Origin of the sequence: Carboxylicivirga marina (assembly GCF_016612505.1) — a bacterium.
Taxonomy (GTDB): domain Bacteria; phylum Bacteroidota; class Bacteroidia; order Bacteroidales; family Marinilabiliaceae; genus Carboxylicivirga; species Carboxylicivirga marina.
On the sequence record NZ_JAENRR010000062.1, the window covers coordinates 1 to 26,646 of the forward strand.

24 protein-coding genes and 2 tRNA genes are annotated in these 26,646 nt (G+C 38.5%); 19 read left to right on the forward strand and 7 right to left on the reverse strand.

Features of this window, described 5'->3' with window-relative positions; genetic code table 11:
* Positions 1 to 287 precede the first annotated feature (287 nt).
* The 3 genes from JIV24_RS18325 to hflC all read left to right on the forward strand — a co-directional run bounded on the left by JIV24_RS18325 (position 288) and on the right by hflC (position 3,820).
* Positions 288 to 1,727, forward strand: coding sequence for a M56 family metallopeptidase (locus JIV24_RS18325; RefSeq protein WP_200466531.1), 1,440 nt, complete (start codon positions 288 to 290; stop codon positions 1,725 to 1,727).
* A gap of 163 nt (positions 1,728 to 1,890) precedes the next feature.
* Positions 1,891 to 2,886, forward strand: coding sequence for an FtsH protease activity modulator HflK (gene hflK, locus JIV24_RS18330; RefSeq protein WP_200466532.1), 996 nt, complete (start codon positions 1,891 to 1,893; stop codon positions 2,884 to 2,886).
* Positions 2,876 to 3,820 (forward strand): protease modulator HflC, encoded by a 945-nt coding sequence (hflC, locus tag JIV24_RS18335; RefSeq protein WP_200466533.1) that lies wholly within the window; start codon positions 2,876 to 2,878, stop codon positions 3,818 to 3,820. The genes hflK and hflC overlap by 11 nt, the downstream gene beginning before the upstream one ends.
* 31 nt (positions 3,821 to 3,851) lie before the next feature.
* Here the strand turns inward: hflC and JIV24_RS18340 are convergent, their stop codons facing one another.
* Entirely contained in the window at positions 3,852 to 5,135 is a 1,284-nt protein-coding gene (locus JIV24_RS18340) for a Na+/H+ antiporter NhaC family protein (protein ID WP_200466534.1), read from the reverse strand.
* Positions 5,136 to 5,257: 122 nt separating this feature from the next.
* Between JIV24_RS18340 and JIV24_RS18345 the strand changes: the two genes are divergently transcribed.
* The 3 genes from JIV24_RS18345 (at position 5,258) to JIV24_RS18355 (ending at position 6,845) form a co-directional block, all read left to right on the forward strand.
* A complete protein-coding gene (locus tag JIV24_RS18345; protein ID WP_200466535.1) occupies positions 5,258 to 5,818 on the forward strand; it encodes a sigma-70 family RNA polymerase sigma factor in 561 nt (186 codons plus the stop codon).
* Positions 5,819 to 5,828: 10 nt separating this feature from the next.
* The gene (locus JIV24_RS18350) at positions 5,829 to 6,104 is read left to right on the forward strand and encodes an anti-sigma factor family protein (RefSeq protein ID WP_200466536.1); all 276 of its coding nucleotides are present in this window, start codon (positions 5,829 to 5,831) and stop codon (positions 6,102 to 6,104) included.
* A gap of 303 nt (positions 6,105 to 6,407) precedes the next feature.
* Positions 6,408 to 6,845 carry an HvfX family Cu-binding RiPP maturation protein gene (locus tag JIV24_RS18355; RefSeq protein ID WP_200466537.1) on the forward strand — a complete coding sequence of 146 codons (438 nt, stop codon included), beginning with the start codon at positions 6,408 to 6,410 and terminating at the stop codon, positions 6,843 to 6,845.
* A 34-nt stretch (positions 6,846 to 6,879) separates the two neighbouring features.
* Here JIV24_RS18355 and JIV24_RS18360 read toward each other — a convergent pair.
* Together JIV24_RS18360 and JIV24_RS18365 are read right to left on the reverse strand one after the other, a co-directional pair.
* Positions 6,880 to 6,951, reverse strand: a tRNA-Thr gene (locus tag JIV24_RS18360).
* Positions 6,952 to 7,008: 57 nt separating this feature from the next.
* Positions 7,009 to 7,081: transfer RNA gene (locus JIV24_RS18365), tRNA-Gly, on the reverse strand.
* Positions 7,082 to 7,377: 296 nt separating this feature from the next.
* Between JIV24_RS18365 and JIV24_RS18370 the strand changes: the two genes are divergently transcribed.
* From JIV24_RS18370 to JIV24_RS18395, 6 genes are all read left to right on the forward strand, one after another.
* Complete coding sequence (locus JIV24_RS18370) at positions 7,378 to 8,469, forward strand: carbohydrate-binding family 9-like protein (protein WP_200466538.1); 1,092 nt, start codon at positions 7,378 to 7,380, stop codon at positions 8,467 to 8,469.
* 15 nt (positions 8,470 to 8,484) lie between these two features.
* A complete protein-coding gene (locus JIV24_RS18375; RefSeq protein WP_200466539.1) occupies positions 8,485 to 10,188 on the forward strand; it encodes an alpha-L-fucosidase in 1,704 nt (567 codons plus the stop codon).
* Between the two features lie 151 nt (positions 10,189 to 10,339).
* On the forward strand, positions 10,340 to 11,563 hold the full coding sequence (gene serB, locus JIV24_RS18380) for a phosphoserine phosphatase SerB (RefSeq protein ID WP_200466540.1): 1,224 nt from the start codon (positions 10,340 to 10,342) through the stop codon (positions 11,561 to 11,563).
* Between the two features lie 93 nt (positions 11,564 to 11,656).
* A complete protein-coding gene (locus JIV24_RS18385; RefSeq protein ID WP_200466541.1) occupies positions 11,657 to 12,460 on the forward strand; it encodes a tRNA threonylcarbamoyladenosine dehydratase in 804 nt (267 codons plus the stop codon).
* A gap of 81 nt (positions 12,461 to 12,541) precedes the next feature.
* Positions 12,542 to 13,441, forward strand: a complete 900-nt coding sequence (locus JIV24_RS18390) for a hypothetical protein (protein ID WP_200466542.1) — start codon at positions 12,542 to 12,544, stop codon at positions 13,439 to 13,441.
* Positions 13,442 to 13,494: 53 nt separating this feature from the next.
* Positions 13,495 to 15,150, forward strand: coding sequence for a glycoside hydrolase family 9 protein (locus JIV24_RS18395; RefSeq protein WP_200466543.1), 1,656 nt, complete (start codon positions 13,495 to 13,497; stop codon positions 15,148 to 15,150).
* Positions 15,151 to 15,203: 53 nt separating this feature from the next.
* Here the strand turns inward: JIV24_RS18395 and JIV24_RS18400 are convergent, their stop codons facing one another.
* The 3 genes from JIV24_RS18400 to JIV24_RS18410 are packed head-to-tail and all read right to left on the reverse strand — an operon-like array spanning position 15,204 to position 17,461.
* Complete coding sequence (locus tag JIV24_RS18400) at positions 15,204 to 15,971, reverse strand: TIGR00266 family protein (protein WP_200466544.1); 768 nt, start codon at positions 15,969 to 15,971, stop codon at positions 15,204 to 15,206.
* A gap of 26 nt (positions 15,972 to 15,997) precedes the next feature.
* Positions 15,998 to 16,783, reverse strand: coding sequence for a patatin-like phospholipase family protein (locus JIV24_RS18405; RefSeq protein WP_200466545.1), 786 nt, complete (start codon positions 16,781 to 16,783; stop codon positions 15,998 to 16,000).
* Positions 16,784 to 16,786: 3 nt separating this feature from the next.
* Positions 16,787 to 17,461: a DUF3157 family protein gene (locus JIV24_RS18410; RefSeq protein WP_200466546.1), complete on the reverse strand. Its 675-nt coding sequence runs from the start codon at positions 17,459 to 17,461 to the stop codon at positions 16,787 to 16,789.
* Between the two features lie 393 nt (positions 17,462 to 17,854).
* On the opposite strand from JIV24_RS18410, the gene JIV24_RS18415 reads away from it, so the two are divergent.
* The 6 genes from JIV24_RS18415 (at position 17,855) to JIV24_RS18440 (ending at position 24,872) form a co-directional block, all read left to right on the forward strand.
* Positions 17,855 to 19,990, forward strand: a complete 2,136-nt coding sequence (locus JIV24_RS18415) for a glycoside hydrolase family 97 protein (protein WP_234445876.1) — start codon at positions 17,855 to 17,857, stop codon at positions 19,988 to 19,990.
* 322 nt (positions 19,991 to 20,312) lie between these two features.
* Positions 20,313 to 21,614 (forward strand): SPFH domain-containing protein, encoded by a 1,302-nt coding sequence (locus JIV24_RS18420; RefSeq protein ID WP_200466547.1) that lies wholly within the window; start codon positions 20,313 to 20,315, stop codon positions 21,612 to 21,614.
* Between the two features lie 789 nt (positions 21,615 to 22,403).
* Entirely contained in the window at positions 22,404 to 22,802 is a 399-nt protein-coding gene (locus JIV24_RS18425) for an endonuclease domain-containing protein (protein ID WP_200466548.1), read from the forward strand.
* A 678-nt stretch (positions 22,803 to 23,480) separates the two neighbouring features.
* Positions 23,481 to 23,717, forward strand: a complete 237-nt coding sequence (locus JIV24_RS18430; RefSeq protein WP_200466549.1) for a putative signal transducing protein — start codon at positions 23,481 to 23,483, stop codon at positions 23,715 to 23,717.
* 131 nt (positions 23,718 to 23,848) lie between these two features.
* Positions 23,849 to 24,286: a hypothetical protein gene (locus JIV24_RS18435; RefSeq protein WP_200466550.1), complete on the forward strand. Its 438-nt coding sequence runs from the start codon at positions 23,849 to 23,851 to the stop codon at positions 24,284 to 24,286.
* A gap of 16 nt (positions 24,287 to 24,302) precedes the next feature.
* Positions 24,303 to 24,872, forward strand: a complete 570-nt coding sequence (locus JIV24_RS18440; RefSeq protein WP_200466551.1) for a hypothetical protein — start codon at positions 24,303 to 24,305, stop codon at positions 24,870 to 24,872.
* A 72-nt stretch (positions 24,873 to 24,944) separates the two neighbouring features.
* Here the strand turns inward: JIV24_RS18440 and JIV24_RS18445 are convergent, their stop codons facing one another.
* The gene (locus tag JIV24_RS18445) at positions 24,945 to 25,670 is read right to left on the reverse strand and encodes a DUF6261 family protein (RefSeq protein ID WP_200466552.1); all 726 of its coding nucleotides are present in this window, start codon (positions 25,668 to 25,670) and stop codon (positions 24,945 to 24,947) included.
* A 480-nt stretch (positions 25,671 to 26,150) separates the two neighbouring features.
* Here JIV24_RS18445 and JIV24_RS18450 point away from each other — a divergent pair, with 480 nt between their 5' ends.
* Positions 26,151 to 26,582: a hypothetical protein gene (locus JIV24_RS18450; RefSeq protein ID WP_200466553.1), complete on the forward strand. Its 432-nt coding sequence runs from the start codon at positions 26,151 to 26,153 to the stop codon at positions 26,580 to 26,582.
* The last annotated feature ends 64 nt before the right edge of the window (positions 26,583 to 26,646 follow it).

Consider the following 26,646-nt stretch of genomic DNA (forward strand, 5'->3'; position numbering starts at 1 on the left):
TATGGCAGTTGAAGATGACTCCTTAAATTAAATATTGAGTCCATTTCTTCTTAAATTTGGTTCATGAATTATTCAGGCTAAGTGCTTCTCAAAATCAGAGTAACAATTCTTCTATTTCACTATCAAGCATACTATTTTATACTTATATCAGCGGCGTGCTCTTTTTTACAATACGTTTGTTGCTGCTTGTTTTTAATTTAGTTCTAATTGTCCGACGAAATAAAGTCAAGTATCACAATGGATATTCGATTGTCTTGATTAATGAGGATATACCATCTTTCTCATTTATGAATTGGATATTTATTAATAAACAAGTATTGCAACCGAAAGAATATGAGCAAGTTATATCACATGAAAAAGTTCATGTGCAGCATAAGCATTCAGTGGATTTACTATTGGCACACATCATTACCATATTTCAATGGTTTAATCCGCTTACATGGCGCATACAGAAATCGATTAAAACATGTCACGAGTACATTGCCGACCGGCAAGTGATTGACCAGGGACATGAGTTATTCGATTATCAGTCTCTATTACTGAGTCAGTTAATCAGCATTCGCTCAGTAGAGTTGGTCAATAATTTTAATTTATTATCAATTAAAAAACGAATAGCCATGATGAATAAAATAAAATCAGGAAATAGTGCAAAACTGAAAGCCTTGTTAGTATTTCCAATGTTAACGATCGCTTTTTTCTTTTTTGCTAACATGACAAGTAAAACGAATTTGTCCCAAACTGTATCTGATACAGAAAACATTGAAGGTTCCTGGATGGCAGTGCATAAAAAAGTTAATGAGAAGCAATATGTGAGTTTTAAAAATGACAAAGCCGTTTTCATAACGATAGAAGATGAAGATGTAATACTCATTGACGAATTTTCGTGCACGCTTGAGAGCAATGAAATTTCGCTAAAGGGAGATGAAACAGAGTCAAGCATGGAATATAGGATTAGGAATGGCAATCTCATTTTATTCATGGATGATGAAGAAAAGATATTTGAGCGCTTTGACGGCACTTATATTGTGATGGATGGAGAAATGAGGAAGTTAAATGTGCCTACTGCCAAATCTGTTAAATCTTTTGATTATGACTATGTGCTTTTTTCAATTCTTCTGTCTAAAGATGGATTCTTTGTTGATGGTGAGGGTTCCGATTTAGAAAATTTAGAATCTTCCATTAGAAAGGAGCTTGCGAGTTTGTCACCAACTGTAAAAACTATAATGTTGGAAATTGACGAGGGTATGAAAATGAAGGATGTTGATAAAATAAAACATGCCCTTCGTGAAAATGACTTACTTAAAATTGGATATGTTGCTAAGGCTCATAAGTCTACAGGAATTACTGAAACAAATACGGCTTTATTGAACTTATTACCTCCGAAAACAGCAAAAATGATTGATTTGGATAATCTTGAATCAAAGGGGATTAGTCTATTTAAAGTTAACCATTCTTTAAGTTCAAGCTATGAAACAAAAGCTCGGGATTTGCATGAACATTTGAAAGGAAACAAGAAATATGTTATCCTTTATGAGTATAGCAACAAAACTACTTACAACGACTATATTCAAACATTAGATATGGTTTACTCCACTGTTTGGAGTTTAAGAAAAGAGCTGGCATCTAATAACGGATGGGATTATAACAAACTCACTAAAGAACAAGATAAAGCATTGAAAAAGAAATATCCGCTTACGCTAACGATGAAGAATGTAGATGTGAAATAATTCATTTTTTACGAATAATTAATGACGAGCCCGACAGAATATGTCGGGCTTCATTGTTTAATTCTTTTCTAAGCTTCTTTTTTGTATTACATTTGGATGAGTTGATCAATGAATGAATACATTTTTCTTCCAGGCAATCGAGTTTTCAAATTAAACTAATCATATGACATCAAATCAGTTTGATCTCAAATCGTCCAATGGCGTTCTTGAGAAACTATTAAAAAACATACGCTCCGTAGCGCTTATGTTATTTGTGGCCATAATGGCCTGGTCGGCATTTTTTACTATCGACCCAGAAGAAGTTGGCGTTATTGTTCGCTTTGGTAAATACATAAGAACCGTAGAGCCAGGCTTGAACTACAAAATTCCATTAGTAGAATCAGTGTATAAAGTAGCGGTAGAACGTCAACAAAAAATGGAATTTGGATTCAGAACAACCAGTGCAGGAGTTAAATCGTCCTACTCGCGTAAAGGAGGCATTGAAGAATCTCTCATGTTAACTGGCGATTTAAATCTGGCTGATGTAGAGTGGGTGGTTCAGTATCGAATTGATAATCCGTACAATTACTTGTTTAAAGTAAGAAACCCTGAAGTTACATTGCGCGATATATCCGAGTCGGCAATGCGTCAGATTGTAGGAGATCGTACTGTGAATGAGGTTTTAACTATTGGTCGTGCCGAAATTAGCTCACGATTACAAGAGCTTATGCAACAGGTGTGTCGCGAGTATTCGGTAGGTGTAAAAATAGAGCAGGTAGTATTGCAGGATGTAAACCCGCCAGAGCAGGTAAAGGCCGCTTTTAATGCAGTAAATGAGGCACAGCAGGAAAAAGAAACTTTGATAAATCAGGCGAAGGCTGAGTATAACAAGGTAATTCCAAAAGCTGCAGGTCAGGCTAAAGAAACAATACAAATGGCAGAAGGATATGCCACAGAGCGTGTAAATAATGCCCAAGGTGATGTGGCACGATTCAATGCTTTATACAAAGAATATGTAAAAGCTCCCGAAGTAACACGCCGTCGAATCTATTTGGAAACAATGGAAGAGGTGATGCCTCGCTTAGGTCAAAAGATTATTACCGACCAAAATGGTAACAGTGTTTTACCACTTTTACAAATGCAACTTTCACAACAAAAGACGACTAACAATGGACAATAAGAAATCAATCATCGTATTAGTTCTGGGTGCTATTGCTTTGTTTTTGTTATCGCAGGCAACATATATTGTTGATGAAACAGAACAAGTGGTAGTAACACAGTTTGGTAAGCCGGTTGGCAATGCTATTACCACACCTGGCATGAAATTCAAAGTGCCTTTTATACAAACAACTCATTACTTTGACAAAAGATATTTAGAGTGGGATGGCGATCCGAATCAGGTGCCAACCAAGGATAAGAAGTTTATTTTTGTAGATACTTATGCACGTTGGCAAATAACTGACCCGCTACAGTTTTACAAGCGTATGACTAATGAAAGAAGTGCCTACTCTCGACTGGATGATATTTTAGATGGTGAAACACGTAATTATATTGCGAAGCACAACATCGAAGAAGCAGTTCGCTCAAGTAATCGCACCCCGGTATCGGCTGGTATAGCTGGTGAAATGATTGGCGATAGTTTAACCACCATTCATGTTGGGCGTGACAAAATTCAAGAGATGATTCAGATAGCTTCAAATGAGCAGGCTAAAGAATTAGGTATTGCTATTTTGGATTTCCGTTTTAAGCGTATTAATTATGTTGAGGAAGTACAAACGCAGGTATATGAGCGAATGAAAAGTGAGCGTCATCGTATTGCTGATAAGTTCAAATCAGAAGGACAAGGTGAAGCTTCTCGTATCAATGGTGAAAAAGATCGTGAGTTAAAAACCATTGTTTCTGAAGCTTATAAAACAGCTGAGGAAATAAAGGGTAAAGCGGATGCTGAGGCTGCTTCAATTTATGCTTTGGCATACAATAAAACGTCACAATCACGTCATTTATACAGCTTTCTGAAATCAATGGAGGCCTATGAACAGACCTTTGATAACCAAACCCACATTATACTATCTACTGATAGCGAATTCTATAAGTACCTGAAAGGTATGGATTAGAGCATAAACAATTATATAAGCCTGCTTTGAATTATTTCAAGGCAGGCTTTCTTATGAATATTGAAACCAGAACGGTAATGCCCATCAAAAATGGGTAGAATAAATAGCTCATGATGTCGAAAGGTGATAGAGCGCCTGCTGCAAGACCAACGGCTGCTAATATTTGCGCACCATAGGGTAGTATACCCTGAATAAAGCATGAAGAAGTATCCATCAAGCTGGCTGAACGTTTAGGTGTGATGCTAAACTTATCTGCAATGTTTTTTACTATTGGGCCCGACATGAGTATGGCAATGGTATTATTGGCTGTAAATACATTCACCAAACTGGTTAATCCAACTATACTCAGCTCAGCGCCTTTCTGACCTTTTGTGTGTTTGCCAATGTGATGGATGATGTATTCAATACCTCCATTAATGCGAATGATTTCAACGATTCCACCAACCAATAGCGAAATCATGACAATTTCGGCCATACCTTGCATGCCGTTACTTATTGATGTTATGAAAGACCATATTGTGAAATCGCCATTGAAAAAGCCTACTATGCCAGCTAAAATAATACCTATAAACAAAACCAAAAAGACATTCATTCCCATGATGGCAGCTATTAAAACAGCCAGGTAAGGAAATATCTTGAGGTAGTCAATTAACTGGATGTCTATGTTTTGAGAAGCGTTGGATGATGGAGCGAATACATAAATTAGTAATGAAATAATGGCTGCGGGCAGTACCAAGCGGATGTTTGCCCTGAACTTGTCTCTCATGTGGCAATTTTGAGTTCGGGTTGCAGCAATGGTTGTGTCCGATATCATGGATAGGTTATCTCCAAACATAGCACCGCCTATAGCTGCCCCAACCGCCATGGCAGCGTTGATTTGAGTCGCTTCTCCTAATCCTAATGCTACAGGAGTAAGGGCTACCACTGTACCTACAGATGTACCAACGGCTAAGGCTATAAAACAGGCAATTATAAATATTCCAGCCAAAAGGATTTCCTGCGGAAGAAATTGAAGGCCAATGTTAACGGTTGAACTTACTGCGCCCATTTCTTTTGCCACATTGGCAAAGGCACCAGCCATCATAAATATTAAACACATCATCATAATGCCCGAATGTCCCATGCCTTTGGTGAAGGTTTCCATTTTGTTTGAAACACTTTTGCCTGGCGCCATAAAAATAGCCACACCAGCTGCTGCCAAAAACGAGATAATGATTGGCATTTTATAAAAATCACCACTGATCCAACCTGGAACAAGGTAGAGAATTAGAAAAATGCCAATGGGAAGTAAAGCTTTGATTTTTAGGTTTCTCATCAATTTGGTTTTATGTATTGCTATGCAATAATATAAAAAAGAGTATAAAAATTATTATCCGAAAACTTAATGATACGTTGGTGTGTTTATGTATAATAACTTATTAAGCTACATACTGTCTTATGAATCATCAACTTAATCCAGATGGCTGGGTCGATAACTATGCCGATATATTATTTCGTTATGCTTTAACTCGCATAAATAAAAGTGTTTTGGCCGAAGGTTTGGTTCAGGAAACTTTTTTGGCCGGGATAAAAAGCTCTTCGTCATTCAAAGGTGAGAGTAGTGAACTTACCTGGCTAACTGCTATTCTAAAACGGAAAATAATAGATCATTACCGTAAGAACTCTCGAAAAAAGGAATTGTCGTTTGAAATGCCAGATGAACGTTTTGCCAAGCAAGGAATGTTGGATGATCATTGGCTTGAAAATAAAGCGCCTAAGGAATGGCAGACAATGGCGGATAGCGATTTGGAAAATGAAGAGTTTATGAATATTCTTCAGGCTTGTATTCGTCATTTACCCGAGAAATGGGCCTCGTGTTTTATGCTTCGGGTTATGGACGAAATGAATGGCGAAGAAGTTTGTAAGGAATTAGAAATAAGTTCGTCAAATATGTGGGTGATCATGCATAGGGCACGTCTTCAGTTGCGCGATTGTGTTGAAAAAAGCTGGTTTAAATAAGATGGGAGATATGGATACAAAAGGAAAAATGATGATCAGTTGCAAAGAAGCTACCTTTCTTATTTCAAAAAAGCAGCAAGATAAATTAACACGTATCGAAAAAATCCAGTTAACCTTTCATTTAATGATGTGTAAATATTGTCGTCGTTTTGAAAGACAAACTAAATTCATAACTAAGGCAATAAAGAAAATGAACCGTCGTGTTGAAAAGCAAGGAGTGCCTATGCAAATGACAGATGCACAGAAACAACAGCTCAGGCAGAAGCTAAATGAGGCAAATAGATAAAGGGTAGTTTTATAAGTGGAGTTCGAATAAAACAATTGGTATAATAAGTTATATACATATACCGTTATAGTAGATATGGCTGTTTGAGAAATAGAAAGGACTTGTTATCGCAACTAAAGAAATAAGCTTTTATTGGTAGTAGAATCGATTGATTCTCTATAGGAAAAGGTAATGCTGTATTAAAGGTATTAGCATGTTTTAGAGCATATTTGGTCGTTGAGTCAAATTTAATCATATCTTACGCAGTGAATTACAGTTCCAAACCCATTCTGTTATTACTTTTTATTAACTAAATCCGATTAAATGAAGCGTGTTATTAAGTTTATTAATACTGCTGATACACGAACCGGTGATTGGGCTTTATTGGCCTTGCGGCTTGTATTGGCTTTTGGTTTTTATGAGCCGTCAGTAAAGAAATTCGGCAATATTAACGGAGCATCAGAGTGGTTGGGTAATCTTGGTTTCCCTTTGCCTAAGCTGGCTGTTCTATTGGCAGGAACTTTTGAATTTGCTGGTTTCTTCCTGTTAATGTTGGGTTTATTAACCAGGTATATCACTATTCCATTAATGCTGATAATGATTATTGTTATTTTAACCGTGCATTGGGGCAATGGATTTGCAGCAGCCAATAATGGTTTTGAAATACCATTTTACTACTTGGTAATGTTATTCGTTATTTTTAGTAAAGGACCTGGGAAATACAGTATCGATGAAGCGGTAGTAGCTAAAATACAGAAATAAAAAAAAGGGTAGTCATAAGATTACCCTCTTTTTGAGCCAATGACGAGAATTGAACTCGTGACCTCTTCCTTACCAAGGAAGCGCTCTACCCCTGAGCTACATCGGCAAACTAAAATTGAATCGACCGCAGTGTTAATCCAATTTTAATTACTATTAAACCCTGAGCGAAAAACGGGACTCGAACCCGCGACCCCGACCTTGGCAAGGTCGTGCTCTACCAACTGAGCTATTTTCGCAATACCTGTTCGTTTAACAAGAAGCTGTTTTTCTTAACAGCGGTGCAAAAGTAAAAATTTTTCTAAAGCTGACAAATCTCCTTAGCACTTTTTTAGTCATTGTAGAATGTAAACACATGCTAAACTGATTTTGTCTGATCGAGTACTTGTCAATTGGGTAATGATGTTTCAAACTTACTTCTTCATGTTATAAATAGGATGTTGAGGAACATTTAATAGCCCAATCAGAACAATTGAACGAAGGCAGAAAGTGTATTGATTTGTAATTTTGTGTCAATAATTATCGCAAAAGCAACATGAGCAAACTTTTATTAATTTCTTTATTGATGGTTGCTTGTCTTCCAATTGACAAGCATGAAGGTGATACGCTAGATATAGCGCCATTCCATCCCGAAAGCTACGTTTGTTACCGGACGAAAGATCCATTAATTATAGATGGTAACCTAGATGAAGATGCATGGCAAAATACAGCATGGACTAATTTGTTTGTCGATATTCAAGGCGACAAAAAGCCGAGGCCTAAGTACAATACAAAAGCAAAAATGCTCTGGGATGACGAGTATCTTTATGTTGCCGCTTTTATGGAAGAACCCCATCTTTGGGCAAGCATTACCGAACGTGATGCCGTTATTTTTTACGATAATGATTTTGAGGTTTTTATAGATCCTAATGGTGATACGCATGGCTATTACGAGTATGAAGTGAATGCATTTAATACAGTTTGGGATTTGTTATTGGCAAAGCCATATCGTGATGGTGGCCCTGCTATTAATAACTGGGATATTAACGGATTAAAATCGGCTGTAAAACTTATAGGTACCGTCAATCAACCCGATGATATTGATGAAGGTTGGTTTGTAGAAATAGCATTCCCACTGAAAGTATTGCATGAGTATTGTGGTGGAGTGCCTGCTAAAGGAGGTAATCAATGGCGAATTAATTTTAGCCGTGTTCAATGGCAATTAGTTGTGGAGGAAAATAACTACGTAAAACGAATTAATTCAGAAACAGGAAAGCACTATCCGGAAGATAACTGGGTATGGTCACCACAAGGATTTATAAATATGCATCGTCCTGAAACATGGGGCTTTATTCAGTTTTCAGATGTGATTGCCGGTCAAGGAGACGAAGCGTTTGAATTTAATAAAGATGAGTTGGTCAAGTGGGAGCTTTACAAGGTTTATTATGCTCAAAAATTGTATTACAAAACTAATGGAGCATACGCACAGGAGTTAAATCAACTTAATAACCTGGGTTTATCAAATTTGAAGTATGTTAAGCAATTGGAATCAACAACGTCGTTATTTGAAGGAATTGCCAGTCGATTAGAAAGCGATTATAACTGGCATATCAATAACGAAGGAAGAACCTGGAAAACCAAGAAATAATAACCTTTGACTATCATGAAAAACATATTAGTATTACTACTGGCAGCTGTATTTACCTTAACGGTGTCGGCACAAAAAAACGAGCAGGAATCAGAGAAGGAAAAAGCCAAGCGAATGCAATGGTTTAAAGATGCCAAATTAGGAATCTTTATTCATTATGGCATATATGCTGTTAACGGCATTGATGAATCGTGGTCGTTTTATAATGGCTATATCAATTACGATGATTACATGAAGCAACTCGATGGCTTTACTGCTTCACAGTTCGATGCGAATGAATGGGCCAGTATTATTAAAGAAAGTGGCGCAAAGTATTCAGTTCTGACCACAAAGCATCATGATGGCGTAGCGCTATGGAACTCTGATACGGACCATTATAATACGGTTAAAAATTCAGCGGGTCAAAAAGATATTGTTACCCCATTTGTAAAGGCACTGAAAAAGAAGGACATCAAAGTAGGTTTGTATTACTCCCTGATTGACTGGTCTTACCCAGATTACCCGGGGCATCTTCGTAATGAAAAACGATACGCAAAGGATGAGGAGAGATGGAATCGTTTTACTGACTTTTATTTTACCCAAATGACCGAACTTTCAAAGCGATTTGACCCTGATTTATATTGGTTTGATGGAGACTGGGAGCATTCTGCTGAGGAGTGGAAGTCCAAAGAGTTACGAGAGTTAATGCTAAAGTATAACAAGAATATCATTCTAAACAGTCGCCTTCGTGGTTATGGCGATTATGATACACCTGAGCAGGGAGCACCAATTAAAAAGCCCAATAATCCTTATTGGGAATTGTGCATGACGATGAACGATTCATGGGGCTATCAGCACAACGATCATAATTACAAAACACCATACCAGCTCTTGCGTATATTTGTCGATTGCATCAATATGGGAGGTAATCTTTTATTGGATATTGGTCCCAAAGAAGATGGCTCCATCCCTCAGCCTCAATTGGATATATTAAAAGAATTTGGACGATGGACAAAAAAGCACAGCGAAGCCATTTATGAAACGCATGCTGGCATTGATTATAAGCATTACAATGGTCCAACTGCCATATCAAAAGATGGAGAAACCCTTTATTTGTATTTAGACCGAAAGCCGAATCATAAGGTATTGGTTAACGGTTTAGATGTTGATATTTCTTCTGTTCGTGTAGTAGGTACTGATGCACCATTGAACTACGAATTCAATAATAACCTGCTGTCTATAGATGTTAAAGCCGAAGTGTGTGATCCTGCCATTACAGTAATCGCTATTGATTTGAAAAGCAGCATTCGATTGATAAATCCGGTAACTACCTTGAAAGAATATGAGATGGCTGAGGTGACGAAAAGTGACAGATGGAATAAAAAACATCAGATAGCGCTTGAGGATATGACAGATGCCATTCCATCAGGGCACTATAATGGACCCACAGCTGTATCAAAAGATAAAAATATTCTTTATCTGATGGTGGATGGAAAAAACAATGGGCCACTCGTTTTACGTGGTTTAAAAAACAAAATAAATCGAATTTGGGTGGTTGGAAATGGTACCAAATTAAGCCACAAAGTGATAGGTAAGCAATATTGGAGTGCTGTGCCAGGTATCACATATATTGATTTGCCTCACAAAGTATTGGATAATGAAATGACCGTAATCGCGGTATTATTAGATGGCGAGTTAGATCTTTACCGGGGTAAAGGACATGTGATAGAAAGTAACTAATAACTTTGCATTTATATCGATATGGAACCGTTTCTTATAATTTATAAGTAGCGGTTCTTTTTTTTTAGAGATTTAAAAATAACACCCAATTAAAGGCGTTTCGTAATAGATTGTTATTTTTGTCGTCGATTTAACTACAAACTGCTTAATCATGAACAAAGCCAAAGAGATTATTTTGCTCAATATATCAGGAGAAGATAAACCTGGGTTAACAGCAACGCTTACAGGAATATTATCACACTACGGTGTTAATATTCTGGATATTGGTCAGGCGGTTATTCACGAGGATCTTGGTTTGGGTATCTTATTTGAAGTGCCTGAGGCAGCTGAATCAGCTCCTGTTTTAAAAGAGCTACTTTTTAAATCGTATGAGCTTGGGCTAAATTTAAAATTTACACCTGTTACCGAAGAGAAATACAAAGATTGGGTAGGTCAGCAAGGTAAAGATCGTTTTATTATTACCTTATTATCACGCAAGCTGAGTGCAGAACAACTTTCGCAAGTAACCAGTATCATCTCAAATCAGGGCTTAAATATTGATTATATTTCACGTTTAAGTGGCCGTGTATTGCTCGATGATCATGAAGGCAACGACAAGTCAGTTGTGGAGTTTTCGGTGCGTGGTACGCCTAAAAGTGGGGAAGGGATGAAGCAGGCCTTTATTGATATTTCAAAAACTGCAGGTGTTGACATTGCTTTTCAGGCCGATAATATTTTCCGTCGCAACCGTCGTTTGGTTTGTTTTGATATGGATTCAACTCTTATTCAAACAGAGGTAATAGATGAACTTGCTATAAAAGCGGGTATTGGCGATAAAGTGAAGGAGATAACCGAAGCTGCGATGCGTGGGGAAATTGATTTCAACGAAAGCTTTATTCAAAGAGTGGCATTGCTCAAAGGGTTGGATGAAAATGTGATGAAGGATATTGCTGAAAACCTACCTGTTACAGAAGGGGCAGAGCGCTTGTTTAAAACACTTAAAAAGTACGGCTACAAAACAGCTATTCTTTCCGGTGGATTCACCTATTTTGGTAACTACTTGAAAAGTAAACTGGACATTGATTATGTATTTGCCAATGAATTGGAAATTGAAAACGGCAAATTGACAGGAAAGCACAAAGGGGAGATTGTTAATGGTGAGAAAAAAGCGGAACTACTTAAATTGTTAGCTTTTAAAGAAGATATTCATTTAGAGCAGGTGATTGCGGTTGGTGATGGTTCCAACGATTTACCCATGCTAAAAATAGCAGGTTTGGGCATTGCTTTTCATGCTAAGCCAAAGGTGAAAGAGTCAGCCAAACACCACATTTCAACCATCGGACTTGATGCTTTACTATATCTTCTTGGCTTCAGAGATCGCGAAATTAACATGTAAATAAAGCGATATATTTCACTATAAACATCTCTTAACAATTGGGCTATTTTTAGCATGCCGACTTTTTTCTATTTTTGCGCAAAATGTGAGAAAATGGGAAAAGGGATTTTTCATCGTTCAGAGTTATTGATGGGTAAAGCGGTTATGAACTCTTTGGCTGATAAGAAGGTAATTCTGTTTGGCATTGGAGGAGTTGGTAGTTGGTGTGCCGAAAGCCTCATCCGAACCGGTATCACTCAACTAACTATTGTTGATAGTGATCGTGTTTGTGTAACAAACGTTAACCGGCAATTGATGGCTACATCAAAAACCGTTGGTCAAGTAAAAACAGAGGCCCTTAAAGAACGCTTGTTAGAAATAAACCCGAAAGCCGAAATCACTGCTTTGCAAAAGATATATAGTAAAGAAACATCTGAGGATTTTGATCTGGACCGTTACGATGTTATCATTGATGCGATTGATAGCTTGGCAAGCAAAGTACATTTGATACAACGAGCAACTGATACTGAAGCCATTTTTGTCTCATCTATGGGCGCTGCACTAAAAATGGATCCAACTCGCATTAAAGTTGATTCATTCTGGAATGTACAAGGGTGTCCCTTAGCTCGTAAAATTCGTAAAATGGTTAGGAAGGTTGGTGAACCAGCTCGCGATTTTTTATGTGTATACAGCGATGAGTTATTGGAAAATGTGGGAGCCGATGCTACTTGTGGTACTGAAAAATGTTTGTGTCCTAAAGCTGAGAACGGCCCTGGTGATCCTGATTTAGTGAATCATGAATGGTGTAGTTTAAAAGCCGCTATTAATGGAAGTCTGGCTCATATTACTGGGATTTATGGCTTTACCCTTGCTGGTTTGGTTATAAAGGAAATTAATAAGACAATAACAGTAGCATAGCCGTTATTGTATAGTTTATTGCGAATGGTGGACATAGTTTAACATTAAATTATATTTTTGGAGAAACTATGAAACAGACTAATGAAAAGAATCTACTCACTAGCGATACTTCTTTGCTTAATTTGTATCTCTACTAAACTACAGGCGCAATACGAAAAATTAGATGAATATATAACCTTTGGTTCACGTCATCATAATCCTATAAAAGTGAATGGCGAGAGAAATGGTGATAAGATCACTTTTTTTGCTGAAAATCGTTCCAATTACCCTTATGTTGTCGAAATAGAATTTAAGATCTTAATAAATTTAACACCTAATATTGGCCAACATAAGGAAGTTATTTATCCAGGTAAGCATAGGATAGTAACTTTATCGTTAAAAGATGCTGAAGGAGGCTTTGATTATCAATATAGCACGCGCTATTTCCTGGGGATTGAGAATAAGGAAGCTGACCAGATATTTCCATATTTACTTCCTGTCAGTGCCGGAAAAAAGATTGAAATCTACAAGTTTTCTCAAAAAACAAACAGGTATTACTTAAATCAATTTAAATTAAACAAGGGCGACACAATTTGTTGTATGCGCAAGGGTTACGTTGTGGCAAATACGCGTAATGTCAATCAAAGCGATAGGATATCTAATACACCTTCGGTGGAGGTGATGCATGCCGATGGCACAGTGATGATTTATGAAAATATTGATATCATGAAACCGATGGTTAAAACCGGTTCTTATATTTATCCGGGGCAGGCTATTGGGTTTGTTAGTGATGCTTTGTATGTCAAGGTGGCACTTTGCAAATTTATGGGAGAAGGTCGTATTAGCACCGTTCCATTTACCTATTTACGAAACGACGGTCAAGTGATTTCTTTTGATAATTCTTTTATTAATTCTGAGGTAATACATCCTATGGATGTCGTTACAAAAGAGATGACTAAACGGGAAAAGAAGAAATTAAAACAGGGCAAGTTAGTATTGTGATATTGATTTCTTTTTATGTTTTGCTTTTACTGGTAGCTTTAATGTTGTGCTGTATGCAAGCATATGCTCAACAAAACATTTACATCAATCAAGTTGGTTATCAAAAACATCAGATCAAAAAAGTATTAACAGGTTATCTTGCATCCAGCTTTGATGTTATCAATGTACAAACTGGTGGGATTGCCTATTCAGGCTCATTCTCTTTAAGAGCTGAAAATGACGTATGTAGCGGAATGATACTTTACGAAGGTGATTTTACTCCGTTGAACGTTGAAGGGAATTATCTTATTCGTGTTCATTCATCAATTAACTCAGGCATTACCTCATATACTTTTAATATTGCTGATGCAGTATATACTGATGTTATTGAAAAGGCCAATAAGGCCTTGTTTCTTCAACGATGTGGAATGGAAATTGAAGCGAAGTATGCGGGGCAGTTTGCTCGTCATATTTGTCATACCGAAGATTGTTATTATCACCCTAATTGCGAACAAACAGGAACGAAGAGCATGACTGGCGGATGGCACGATGCGGGTGATTATGGAAAATATACGGCTCCGGGTTCTGTTACGATTGGTATCCTTTATGCATCTTACGAACTCAATAAAGATAAATGGCAATCTGATGAGTGGGGTATTCCCGAAAGTGGTAATGGAGTGCCTGATGTTTTAGATGAAATACGCTATGAGTTGAATTGGTTGTTTAAAATGCAACGAACAGATGGAGCAGTACATGAAAAAGTACACACCAAAGACTATGTTCAGTTTATTATGCCATCTGAGGGCGAAGTGCCACAGTTTATATATGAAGTTTCATCAACTGCTACTGCTGATTTTGCTGCTATTATGGCAAAGTCATGGCGAATCTTTGAATCAATAGATAATGCCTTTGCTGAGGAGTGCCTGAGGGCAGCCATTCTAGCATATGGATACCTAGATGAACACCCGGATATTTTTCCTGAAGGAGGTTTTAAGAATCCGGCAGATACAAAAGCGGGAGGCTATTCAGATGGCTATGATAAAGATGAACGTATATGGGCAGCCGCTGAAATGTATTTGTCAACAGGTAAAAAGAAATACCTTTCAGATTTCATGGAGCTAAACAGGATTTTTAAAAGTCAATTTTCAGAGCCTGGATGGATTAATCCGGCAGCTCTTGGTTTTTACTCTCTTTTATTGGCGAACGACAACAAACTGAAAGGCATACAGGATGCACTCAAAAAAGGCTTGCACAAGTATTGCCAACAGCACATCGATGTCGCCAAAAATGAAGGATTTGGTATTGGGATGAGCGCCGATGATTATACATGGGGTTCCAATGGAACAGTACTTTTTAAGGCCATGAATTTAGTGATGGCTAACCTTGTGTTGGCCGACAAAGCAAGCGGAGAATTAGCGGCTCGGCATTTGGATTATATTCTGGGACTTAATCCTAATAAAGTTTGTTATGTAACTGGAGTTGGTACCAATCGAATATTACACCTGCACCATGCACCCACGGTTTCAGATTTAAATGTTGAACCAATTCCTGGCATAATGACAGGTGGCCCTAATAAGTACCGAAATGATGAGGCCTTGCAAAATGTGTTTGATGAGAATACACCACCAGCTTGTTGTTTTTTGGATAATGAAGAGAGTTACTCATCCAATGAAAACACTATTTATACGAATGCTGCTTTGCAGTTTGTGGCGACGTACTTTAATGATTAATTGTTCAGTATAATATGAAAGGCAGCATTTCATAGCTGCCTTTTTTTGCTTTTTTACTCAAATATCTCATTCAGTAACCCACCGCTGCTTTCTTTACCCGAATTTCTTCCACCTGGAGCAATGGCTCGAATCAGTTTATTAATTGGCATCGACTGAAGCCATACTTTTCCATGGCCATGCAAAGTTGATAAAAAGATACCTTCTCCACCAAACACCATCGATTTAAGACCACCAGCACGTTCTATGCTAAAATCAATGCCATCGGTAAAGCCAACCACACATCCCGTATCTACTCGTAAGGTTTCGCCATTCAGTTCTTTTTCAACCAGGGTACCACCGGCATGGATAAAGGTTTTGCCGTCACCTTCTAATTTCTGAAGGATAAAGCCTTCACCACCAAAGAATCCGGCTCCAATTTTCTTGTTAAAATGCATTGATAATTTAGTTCCCAATGCCGCACACAGGAAAGCGTCTTTTTGTACAATAACTCGACCACCCAACTGACTAAGGTCAAGCGGAACGATGGTTCCAGGGTAGGGAGCTGAAAAGGCAACGCGTTTCTTACCATATCCATGATGAGTGAAATGTGTGATAAACAATGATTCGCCTGTAATTAAACGCGATGCACTGGAGGCTATTTTGCCTAAAAAGCCTTGTGAGGGGTTTGAGCCGTCGCCCATTTTTGTTTCAAACTGGATGCCATCTTCCATATATAGCATGGCACCGGCTTCAGCAATTACCGTTTCACGAGGGTCGAGTTCAACTTCAACAAACTGAACGTCGTGCCCTTTAATTTCATAATCTATTTCATGTGAATTCATGGTGAGTAGTGTTAGTTGTTATTGGTTCAATTAGTATTTTGCATTGAAGCAAGCCAGTCTCTTTCAATTTTCTTTTTTGCTGTTTTATATCCGATGGCAACAATCTCTTCAAAATGGTTGAAGTCCCACATCGAATAGTCATTCAGTTTTTTGGTCCCAAGAAAGTAGTCGCAGTGCAGCTTGCTAATGCGTTCATTTTGAATAATGGATAAATTAAAGACACGCTCAGCCACATCTTTAGCATTTTTAATGGAATGTATCTTTTTGTCAACAATAACACTTGAGCCAATCACAGTATCGCACTCAAACATTAACGGTTCGGCCGGAAGATTCATAAATATGCCACCGTCAACATAAGTATATCCATCAATTGTTACAGGCGTGAAGGCCACGGGCACGCTGCAGCTGGCCATGACCCAATCAAATAGTTTACCTCCCTGATTCACTACTTTTACCTTACCTGTATTTAGGTTGCTGGCAGTTACGCTAAAAGGGATCGTTAATTGGTCAAACTTTTCATGACTTACGTGCTTTATCAACGTCTCTTTGGCACCAGTTAAATTGACCAAGCCACCTCTAAGGATGTCTATTTTAAACCAGTTCCATACTTTTTCTTTTCGGAGCAATTCCAATATTTCACCAGCGTTAAATCCGGCAGAGTAGAGCACTCCCACTATGGCGCCCATACTTGTTCCTGCAATTTTATGAACTGGTATTTTATATTCTTCAAGTGCTTGAAGAACACCAATGTGCGCAAATCCTTTGGCGCCACCGCCGCCAAGTGCTAATCCTACCTTACCCAGATGCTTCATGAATTATAATACTTCAGATAATACAGTTTTAAAACCGTCAATCGTTTCAATCTGGTACTCTTCCTCCAGTTTCTTCCAGTCAATAACCATTCTTATGGCATTATTTTGATATAGTTTGATGGCATCTTCTTGACTTAGCTTTACAGAGGCTTTGTAATATGAAACACCCCACTTATCAATAAACTTCTCTTCAATATTATCAGTGAAAGTTGTTTGAATATTAGAACCATCGGATAGCTCAACCTTCATAGTTCGGTCAGCCGCTGAATAACCAAAGTAGCGGTTAGCATCTCCAATTTGCATCATAAACTCAAAGTTTAGTGATATTTCACCTTTTGAGTTCGTAGCTGACACAGAACATCGTACACGTCCTTTTTCTTCACCAAAGAAACGTGATAGCTTTTTACTAACAGCATTGCAAAGCTCTACCTTTTCAGATGTGGCTTCTTTGTTTGCATCTATCTCAATAGCGGCTACAGCTACAACTGGAGGAGCAGAAGGAGTAGTACTTGATGATACTGCTTCTGTGGCATTGTTTTGAACATCTTTTTCATATTTCCAGGTGCCATTTTCATATAAAACAACCGTTTCACCGTGTTGAGTAATGGCTTTAACTGTTTGAGCATTTGTTGCTATTGAAGCAGTAAGTAGGGTTAACAGGAAAACAATGTTCTTCATAATTCTTTTAATTTTTATGTTTTAATCGTTAGGCAATGTATCGCTTCATTAAAGTTTAAAGATAGAAATTAATTAGGAGCAATAAGTGAAGAGGTGCTCTTGTAAGTATTCTGCAAACGTTTGATAATAGCTCATGGATAAATTTATAATAGGGTGTTTGTTGTCGTGAAAATGTAGTTTTCTTATTGTAAGTATCAGTGAGTGAGTGATAAATGATTCGCATGCAAAGTTAAGTGTCACCGTACCGTTTTGTTGTCAGTAATGAATTACTACGAAAACTATTTAACTTTGGCATTCACCTCTACCGTATTATATGAGCTGCTTTAACAGTGCTTTGTTCTTAATAAAGTGCATGTTGAACGTATTTCTGGTTTATTGAAAATTCATTGTAACATGAAGAAATTATTATTTATTCAACTAATGTTGTTGATCGGCATCAGCGTATGGGCTGAAGGATTGAAATCGCCCAATGGTCAAACAAGCTTAAATTTTGAGCTTAAAGACGGTGTTCCAACCTACTATTTATCTTTTAAGGGTAAAGAAGTCATTAAAGAAAGTCGCCTGGGCTTTGAGTTAAAAGATGCTGAAGACTTAATAAGTGGTTTTGAATTGACTGCTGTTGAAACGGCATCCTTTGATGAGACCTGGCAACCGGTATGGGGTGAGTGGAAGGATATTCGCAATCATTACAACGAACTGTTTGTATCACTAACTCAAACGGAAACAAAGCGAGTTATGAACATTCGATTCCGTTTGTTCGATGATGGTTTGGGATTTCGTTACGAATTTCCTGAGCAAGCAAATATGACCTATTTTGTCATTAAAGAAGAGAATAGTGAATTCGCCATGGCAGGTGATCATAAAGCTTTCTGGATTCCTGGTGATTACGATACGCAAGAATATGATTATACCGAGTCGAAGCTAAGTGAGATACGTGGCCTGATGAGCACAGCTGTAACTGGCAATGCCTCACAAACACCATTTACTGAGCCTGGTGTGCAGACTGCTCTAATGATGAAAAGTGACGATGGTTTGTACATTAACCTGCATGAGGCAGCGTTGATCGACTATTCATGTATGCACCTTGAATTAGACGACAAAAACATGATTTTTAAGTCGCACCTAACGCCCGATGCACGAGGTGATAAAGGTTATATGCAGGCACCTTGTCAATCGCCGTGGCGAACTGTTATCGTGAGTGATGATGCAGCCGATGTTCTGATGTCGAATATAACACTTAACCTTAACGAGCCTTGTGCTTATGATGATGTTGAGTGGATTGAACCAGTTAAATATATTGGTGTTTGGTGGGAAATGATTACAGGCAAAGGTTCATGGGCATACACTGATTTGCCTAGCGTAAAACTTGGTGAAACAGATTATTCATTAACAGAGCCTAATGATAAGCATTCAGCCAACAATACCAAAGTGAAGCGTTATGTCGATTTTGCTTCGGAGCACGGTTTTGATGCTGTATTGGTAGAAGGATGGAACGAGGGCTGGGAAGACTGGTTTGGTAAATCAAAAGACTATGTGTTTGATTTTGTAACGCCTTATCCTGATTTTGATGTAGAGATGCTTCGAGACTACGCTAAAAGCAAAGGAGTGCGATTGATGATGCATCACGAAACATCAGGTTCGGTACGTAATTATGAACGCCACATGGATAAGGCCTATCAGTTTATGGCCGATAATAATTACAACTCGGTTAAAAGTGGCTATGTAGGCGATATTATTCCTCGTGGTGAATACCATTATGGGCAGTGGATGGTAAACCATTACCAGTATGCACTTGAGAAAGCAGCTGAATATAAAATCATGATCAATGCTCACGAGGCGGTTCGTCCTACTGGCTTATGCCGTACTTATCCAAACCTGATTGGTAATGAAAGTGCGCGTGGTACAGAATATGAGGCTTTTGGTGGTAATAATGTCAATCATACCACGATACTACCTTTTACGCGACTAATCGGAGGACCAATGGATTATACGCCTGGTATTTTTGAGCCAGATGTAAGCCAGTATAACCCTGATAATGGTTCAAGGGTGCGCACAACCATTGCTCGTCAACTGGCATTGTATGTGACCATGTACAGTCCGCTGCAAATGGCTGCCGACCTTCCGGAGACCTACGCCAGGCATATGGATGCTTTCCAATTCATTAAGGATGTGGCAATCGATTGGGACGACACTAAAGTACTTGAGGCTGAGCCTGGCGATTACATCACTTTTGCACGTAAAGAGAAAGGTAGCTCAAGTTGGTTTGTTGGCCGCACTAACGATGAGCAGGTTCGAACTTCAAAAATCAAATTTGACTTCCTGACTCCAGGCAAAAAGTACATCGCTACTGTGTATGCCGATGCTAAAGATGCCCATTGGGAGACGAATCCTAAAGCATACGAAATCAAAAAGTACGTTGTTACATCGCGTTCTAAGTTATCGCAGATGTGTGCTCCGGGTGGTGGTTATGCTATTAGTATTGTAGAAGTGATAGAAAAATCTGATATTAGAGGTATTAAACGCCTGTAAAGGGGTTTAATTTTGGTTAAACGATAAAAGCTCCCTTTGAAAAGTCATTGGGGGCTTTTTTATGCATTAACGTCTTCATCATCTTCGTTACATTCTTAGCTTGTCAATAAAACTAAATCTTAAACGGGTGTCAGATACTCCTAAAAGCGGTTTAGCTAATCTTTTCAAAGGTCATTAGTGTAAATAATTCAACCTTTTGTAAAATACTTGATGAATTATTCTTGTTATGTAATCTTATTCAGATAAGTTTAAGGAGAATAAAATAAACTTAAATCTCAGAACTTAATTTGAATTAAAATGACAACTTTTTTTAGGTTTTCTTGTGTTTGTGGCCGGAGTGGCTGCCATTATACTCTCAAAACTTTTCAAACAATCAACCAAAGTCCCGGAACTACTTAAAGGGGTAAAAGGCTTACACGGTAATATACTTATGGTTATTGGTGTTTTGCTAATGTTAATTAACTCATTATTCTTTTTTGCCGACAGAGGATTCAACTATTTACTGGTTTCACCAACTGGGCACATGAGTGCTGTAATGGAGCAAGGTATAAAATGGAGAGGATTTGCCAAGATTGACAAATGGCAAAAATACATTGATGTAAAAGTAGTAAGCTCGCAAACCGAGTCTGATTTAGATGAATTGGAAGGGGTGATGCAACCAATACCAGTACGTTTTATTGATCAGGTAACAGCTAAAGGTCATGTATCTCTTCGTTTTCAATTGCCAGAAGACAGCCCTTCCTTTATCAAGCTTGCTGTGAAGTACCGTACCATGAGTAACCTGGTAAATAATACCATTATTCCAACAGTGCGCGAGCAGTTAATTAATACAGGTTATATGTTTGCGGCCCAGAATTACATCTCAGGTGAAGCACAATCATTCCGTCAGACTTTCGAAGAGCAGCTAAAAGAGGGAACTTATGCTGTAAATAAGTTGGAAGTAAAAGATACGATTTACGATGCCATTGATATGACAACTGCTCGCCGTACGATTAAAGAAATTCAAACAAGTTATATTGTTGAAAAGATTTTAGTGAATGATATTCCTAAGCGTATCCCTCACGAATTATCTGAAAACAATATTATTGTATCACAGGTGATTGTTGATAAGATTGACCTGGAAGCGACCTTTAAACAACGCTTAGAGGCTCAGCGTGATGAATCGGCCAAGCGTCAGTTGGAGCAGCAGATGATTGAAACTGCAAAAGCTGAACAACAACGTATTGTGGCACAAGGTGAGCGTGATAAAGCGGAAGAGCGTGTTAACCAGGAAAAGGAACAGGTGAAAGCGCTAATTGCTATTGAAACAAAGCTGAAGCAGGAAGAGACTAATAAAAAGTTAGCAGCCATAGCCCTGGAAACTGAAAAGTTGAATGCAATGAAGGTGAAGGTAACGGCTGATGCTGAGGCATATGAGATTTCGAAGAAAGTAACGGCCGGTATTACACCTGAAGTAAAGCTGGCCATGGAGCTTGACCGCGATGTGAAAGTGGCCGCTGAGATTGCAAAAATTAAATTCCCTGAAACCATGATTATTGGTGGCGATGAAAAGGGTGGAACACCTTTGGAGAGTTTAATTGGTGCAGCTATGGCTAAGCAATTACAAACGAGTAAGGGCAACTAATATGTCACCTAATATTTTAACAAAAGCCACTTCGTTTCGGGGTGGCTTTTTTATATTCCCTCATCGCCTTCGGCACTTCCCCCAGGGGAAGATTAGATTAGCAGTATTGGTTAAGCATAATGTAAATCCATGCTCCACTGGGGGAGCTGTCCGCTGGACTGTGGGGGATTTGCTATTGAATAACTAGGTTTTATTTTGAGAAAACGTTGACCGTTTTTTTGTTAATTGGTCATGGAGAATTCCCCCATCGCCTTCGGCACTTCCCCCAGGGGAAGATTTGATTTACATCTTGAGTTAGGCGCAATGTCAATCCATGCTCCCCTGGGGGAGCTGTCCGCTGGACTGTGGGGGATTTGCTATTGAATAACTAAGTTTATTTTTGAATAAAAGTTGACTGTTTTTTGTTAAATGGTCATGAAGAATTCCCCCATCGCCTTCGGCACTTCCCCCAGGGGAAGATTAGATTAGCAGTATTGGTTAAGCATAATGTCAATCCATGCTCACCTGGGGGAGCTGTCCGCAGGACTGTGGGGGATTTGCTATTGAATAACTAGGTTTTATTTTGAGAAAACGTTGACCGTTTTTTTGTTAATTGGTCATGGAGAATTCCCCCATCGCCTTCGGCACTTCCCCCAGGGGAAGATTTGATTTACATCTTGAGTTAGGCGCAATGTCAATCCATGCTCCCCTGGGGGAGCTGTCCGCAGGACTGTGGGGGATTTAACTAATGATAACCCAAGTATGAATAATTCATTTGCATAGCTTATCGATATTGCAGAACTTAATTGAATGGAAATTGCATCAAAACATAACAACTGGCACTATAATCCCTATTTAACCGAGCGAGCAAAGCGTTTGAGGCGTAATTTTACTAAATCTGAGTCCTACTTGTGGAAATTAGCTTTGAAGAAAAGTATAATGGGAATCAAGTTTTTGAGGCAACGCCCTGTTCTAAATTATATAGCCGATTTTATGAGTCGAGAATTGAGGCTTATTATTGAATGTGATGGAGCTTCTCATATGATAGATGGAGCAGAAGAACGGGACATAATGCGTGATCAGGCATTAGAAAACGTAGGTTTTAAAGTTCTTCGTTTCTCCGATGATATGGTGCTTGATAATTTGTCGCTTACACTTAGTATAATTGAAGAGGTAGTTACGGAGCGAAAAGAGGAGTTGGGAGTGTAAAAGCTTTCCCCCATCGGCCTTCCGCCACTTCCCCAGGGGGAAGAATGATTAACAGTTAGGTTAGTTTTGTATCTCGGTAATCCATGCTCCCCATGGGGAGCTGTCCGCAGGACTGTGGGGGATTTGTTATTGAATAACTAAGTTTATTTTTGAATAAAAGTTGACTGTTTTTTGTTAAATGGTCATGAAGAATTCCCCCATCGCCTTCGGCACTTCCCCCAGGGGAAGATTTGATTAACAGCTAGGTTAGTTTTTCATCCCGGTAATCTATGCTCCATGGGGGAGTTGTCTGTAAGACTGTGGGAGGTGTTAATGAATAACTAAGTTTAATTTTGAAGAAAGTTGATCTTTTTTTGTTAAATGGTTATGAAGAATTCCCCCATCGCCTTCGGCACTTCCCCCAGGGGAAGATTGACTGACAGCTAGGTTAGTTTTACATCTCGGTAATCCATGCTCCACTGGGGGAGCTGTCCGCAGGACTGTGGGGGATTAATATTTTATTAGAACAGAAGTTGCCCCAACGACTTTGAACTACTTCCCAAAGGCGAAGAATGATTAACAGCCAGGTTAATTACTTTTCCTTAGTGAATGCTCCCTCGCGTAACGGTCCTACTGCCTATAGGGGCGGCTCGTCTCAATATTTTTTCCTATCTTAAAACAAACTTTAAATCAATAACTATGACCGATAGCGATAAAACCAAATTAGTTCCCATTTTTAACGGAACACCCATTGAAGTGGAAATGCTTTGCGAAGTACTAAAAGACAATGGTATTGAAGCCAGTATGAAGAATCAGATTATTGGTACTGTGGCACCTCACCATACACTGGATGGTGCCGATGTACTCGTGATGGAGAAAGACAAGGAGGCAGCTTTAAAATGGGTGGAAGAGTTTAAAAATAGTGCCGAAAGTTAATAACCCGAGTTCGGCATAAATTTTAATCTGTGTTTTAAAATTTGAATCGAAGCGGGTTAATAAAAATGATTAACCAGAAAAAGTAATGACCATCTTTTATTTCGATGGTCATTTATACTATCACTAAGACAATGATAAAGCTGACTTTTAAAATTATTCGTGAATTAAATCTAATTGTAGAATATTACCAGGGAGATATAACGGTGCACGATATTATTCGTAATAAAAAAGCAACCATTCAACATCCGGATTTTAACAAGGATGCTAATGTGGTGCTGGATCTTAGAGATGCCAATGTAATGTTTGAAAAAGACGACATGCAAACGCTGGTGACTTTCTTTAAAAGTAATAGTGAATTTCAGGGCGACAAAAAAGCTGTTTACCTCACGAGCAAACCTCAGGAAGTTGTCAATACCATGTTATTCTCCTTAAAGGTGGGCGAGTTTTCCATTAAACCGCAGACTGTATCCACTATTGAAGCAGCGGTCGCGTTCATGCATATTGATGGTTTAGATGCCATTAGACTTGATGCCATCTTAGGTGAGTTAAAAGGCATTTCTCAATTATAATTCAAGGAACTAAATTATGAAATCAGTTAAAGTATTACTGAATAACATGACCGGAAGAATGGTGCTGATGCTATTTGTGTTATGTAACCTTGTGTATGTGGGTATGCTGATGGTAACCATACCGCAAACCATGCAATTCGCCAACGGAATGGACCTGCTCGATATGATGCCAATGGGCTATGATGTGGATTATGTCAGTAAGCTATTAACCATATTGGGTGAGGAGGGACGTTACGTTTATCAGTGGCGACAGATTCCGGTGGATATGATGTATCCCTTCCTTTTTATATTGTGCTATAGTGCGATGATGGCTTACGTACTCCGAAAAATTAAAAAGCTTCGAACCAGCTTATGGTACCTCTGCCTGATACCCCTTATTGCCGGTCTGTTCGATTATGCCGAAAATTTTGGTATCATAGGTCTGTTAAACAGCTATCCCAATATCTCTCTATCACTGGTAAGTTTAACATCTGTTTTCTCCGTTATTAAAAGCACATCTACCACCTTGTACTTTTTAATTCTGATTGTACTACTGCTTGTTTGGGGTATTCAGTCGATGAGGCCTAAAAGAGAGCAAGCCTCCTAATTAGCAAACAAACCCACTAAGCTGATGCTAAGCGGGTTTGTAGTGTGAACCTATTCTTGGTTAATAATTTATTTACGCCTGGGTTTCTTCTTCCACCTCTTCTTTGGTTTCGTTAGTGGTGATCAAACCATTGTATTTGGCCGCCAACTCACTAAGTTGCTTCAGTAGTGTGTCATATCCGCCATCAGGATCAATGGTGTTATAGGCCTCAATAAAGGTGACCAAATGGCGATAGTTGGCGATGGCTTCCTGCACAAGCTCACCGGTTGCTACCTGATCCTTAGCGGCCGATTCTTCCACACGAGCCAGGTAGGTTTCGTTAAAAAGATCATTTGCTGTTTTCTTTTCTTCAACCACATCACTCATATGAATCTTAGCCACTGCACTGGCAACAGGCTCAGACGTGCAGTCGGTATACAAGTTTGATAATACGCTTGTTTCGGATTGGTAATTCAGCTTGTGCAGCGATTTTCCATACTTATCAATCGTATTTAACACAATTCTGGCCGCTTCGCGAGTTTCAGCATCGTAATGATTGGTGTAAGCCTGGGCGCACATGCGCAGGCACACCACTGCATCATCGCGACGCTGATCGTACAGCGTCAGTAGCTTCGTAATGTTACTTTTCTTGTCCTTTTTAAAGGCCTGCACCAGCTTGGTGTTGCCTTGTACAAGCGCCTCTAGCGGTGTAGCCAGACTTTCGTTGTTTGGCTTGGCGCAAAGCGCTGCTGCATCCAATAAGTACTGGATGCATTCACTTTGGTTATAATGACTAAAGCGTGGATTTGTATTTTCCATATTGTTTAGAATTTAGGAATAGGTCCAGTATAAAGATGAACCAATTTTGTTTATAAAAACATGAGATATATCACACTCTTTCAGGTGTTAACCTTCACGTTGACGGAGAGAAGGTTTCCGCACTAGCGGAAACTATCCCGCTAAGAGCAGCATCGTTTTCGCACGTGCGAAAATGCTCCCGATTGGAGCAGCACGGTTTCCGCGCTTGCGGAAGTTCTCCTGCTCTGGGTAGCGCCATTTCCGCACGCGCGGAAGTGTTGTCGCTGATGGCAGGAGAATTATTAAAAAGATGATGATTGCTTGGCTGTTTGATTTTGTTAATTTAGGGATGGAATTATTTTGTAACTACTTTAATTTGTTGAATGAAGATTCTAAATATACAGTAGCTTGCAGATAAAGTGGATGTATAGGTGCAGAAGAGTTGGCAATAATAAGAAAGGTACTTAGAGCCAATAAAGTAATTAACTATAAAGCATTAGAATGCAATTGAGAAATGAAAAAGTATGGCGTTATATGGATTTTGCGAAATATGTTTCACTTTTAAATAGTAGTGAACTGTATTTGTCACGAGCAGACAACTTTGATGATAATTTTGAGGGTTTATTACCTAAGAGAGTATTAAATAGGCTCTCAGAAGTTTGGCGAATGACTCCAGCTAAAGTACTTGAATTCTATAACTATTGTAAGCAATGGGTCTATATTAATTGTTGGTATAAATCAGAACATGAGTCTGATGCTATGTGGAAATTGTATTCTAGTAATTCATATGCTTTAGCTATTCAATCAACAAGAGAAAAATTAGAATCTTGTCTAAATGACAATTATAAACTTCTAGATGTTCAATACATAGATTATGAGAAAGAAGATGTTCGACAAATTGTATTTCCTACATTATATTCCAATGTCGTTTAGTTAACATGACTTTATAATCGTTTGTAATTCATAGAGTAAGACTTCTTTGGTTTCTTTTTTCTTT

Coding starts and splice junctions, on each gene's coding strand:
- JIV24_RS18400 (WP_200466544.1), bottom strand. CDS start 15,971: ATGAATTCACATGAAATAGATTATGAAATTAAAGGGCACGACGTTCAG.
- JIV24_RS18385 (WP_200466541.1), top strand. CDS start 11,657: ATGGGAAAAGGGATTTTTCATCGTTCAGAGTTATTGATGGGTAAAGCG.
- JIV24_RS18425 (WP_200466548.1), top strand. CDS start 22,404: ATGGAAATTGCATCAAAACATAACAACTGGCACTATAATCCCTATTTA.
- JIV24_RS18435 (WP_200466550.1), top strand. CDS start 23,849: ATGATAAAGCTGACTTTTAAAATTATTCGTGAATTAAATCTAATTGTA.
- JIV24_RS18340 (WP_200466534.1), bottom strand. CDS start 5,135: ATGAGAAACCTAAAAATCAAAGCTTTACTTCCCATTGGCATTTTTCTA.
- serB (WP_200466540.1), top strand. CDS start 10,340: ATGAACAAAGCCAAAGAGATTATTTTGCTCAATATATCAGGAGAAGAT.
- hflC (WP_200466533.1), top strand. CDS start 2,876: ATGGACAATAAGAAATCAATCATCGTATTAGTTCTGGGTGCTATTGCT.
- JIV24_RS18325 (WP_200466531.1), top strand. CDS start 288: ATGAATTGGATATTTATTAATAAACAAGTATTGCAACCGAAAGAATAT.
- JIV24_RS18445 (WP_200466552.1), bottom strand. CDS start 25,670: ATGGAAAATACAAATCCACGCTTTAGTCATTATAACCAAAGTGAATGC.
- JIV24_RS18355 (WP_200466537.1), top strand. CDS start 6,408: ATGAAGCGTGTTATTAAGTTTATTAATACTGCTGATACACGAACCGGT.
- JIV24_RS18390 (WP_200466542.1), top strand. CDS start 12,542: ATGAAAAGAATCTACTCACTAGCGATACTTCTTTGCTTAATTTGTATC.
- JIV24_RS18430 (WP_200466549.1), top strand. CDS start 23,481: ATGACCGATAGCGATAAAACCAAATTAGTTCCCATTTTTAACGGAACA.
- hflK (WP_200466532.1), top strand. CDS start 1,891: ATGACATCAAATCAGTTTGATCTCAAATCGTCCAATGGCGTTCTTGAG.
- JIV24_RS18410 (WP_200466546.1), bottom strand. CDS start 17,461: ATGAAGAACATTGTTTTCCTGTTAACCCTACTTACTGCTTCAATAGCA.
- JIV24_RS18345 (WP_200466535.1), top strand. CDS start 5,258: ATGAATCATCAACTTAATCCAGATGGCTGGGTCGATAACTATGCCGAT.
- JIV24_RS18395 (WP_200466543.1), top strand. CDS start 13,495: ATGCAAGCATATGCTCAACAAAACATTTACATCAATCAAGTTGGTTAT.
- JIV24_RS18350 (WP_200466536.1), top strand. CDS start 5,829: ATGGATACAAAAGGAAAAATGATGATCAGTTGCAAAGAAGCTACCTTT.
- JIV24_RS18375 (WP_200466539.1), top strand. CDS start 8,485: ATGAAAAACATATTAGTATTACTACTGGCAGCTGTATTTACCTTAACG.
- JIV24_RS18415 (WP_234445876.1), top strand. CDS start 17,855: ATGAAGAAATTATTATTTATTCAACTAATGTTGTTGATCGGCATCAGC.
- JIV24_RS18450 (WP_200466553.1), top strand. CDS start 26,151: ATGCAATTGAGAAATGAAAAAGTATGGCGTTATATGGATTTTGCGAAA.
- JIV24_RS18440 (WP_200466551.1), top strand. CDS start 24,303: ATGAAATCAGTTAAAGTATTACTGAATAACATGACCGGAAGAATGGTG.
- JIV24_RS18370 (WP_200466538.1), top strand. CDS start 7,378: ATGAGCAAACTTTTATTAATTTCTTTATTGATGGTTGCTTGTCTTCCA.
- JIV24_RS18405 (WP_200466545.1), bottom strand. CDS start 16,783: ATGAAGCATCTGGGTAAGGTAGGATTAGCACTTGGCGGCGGTGGCGCC.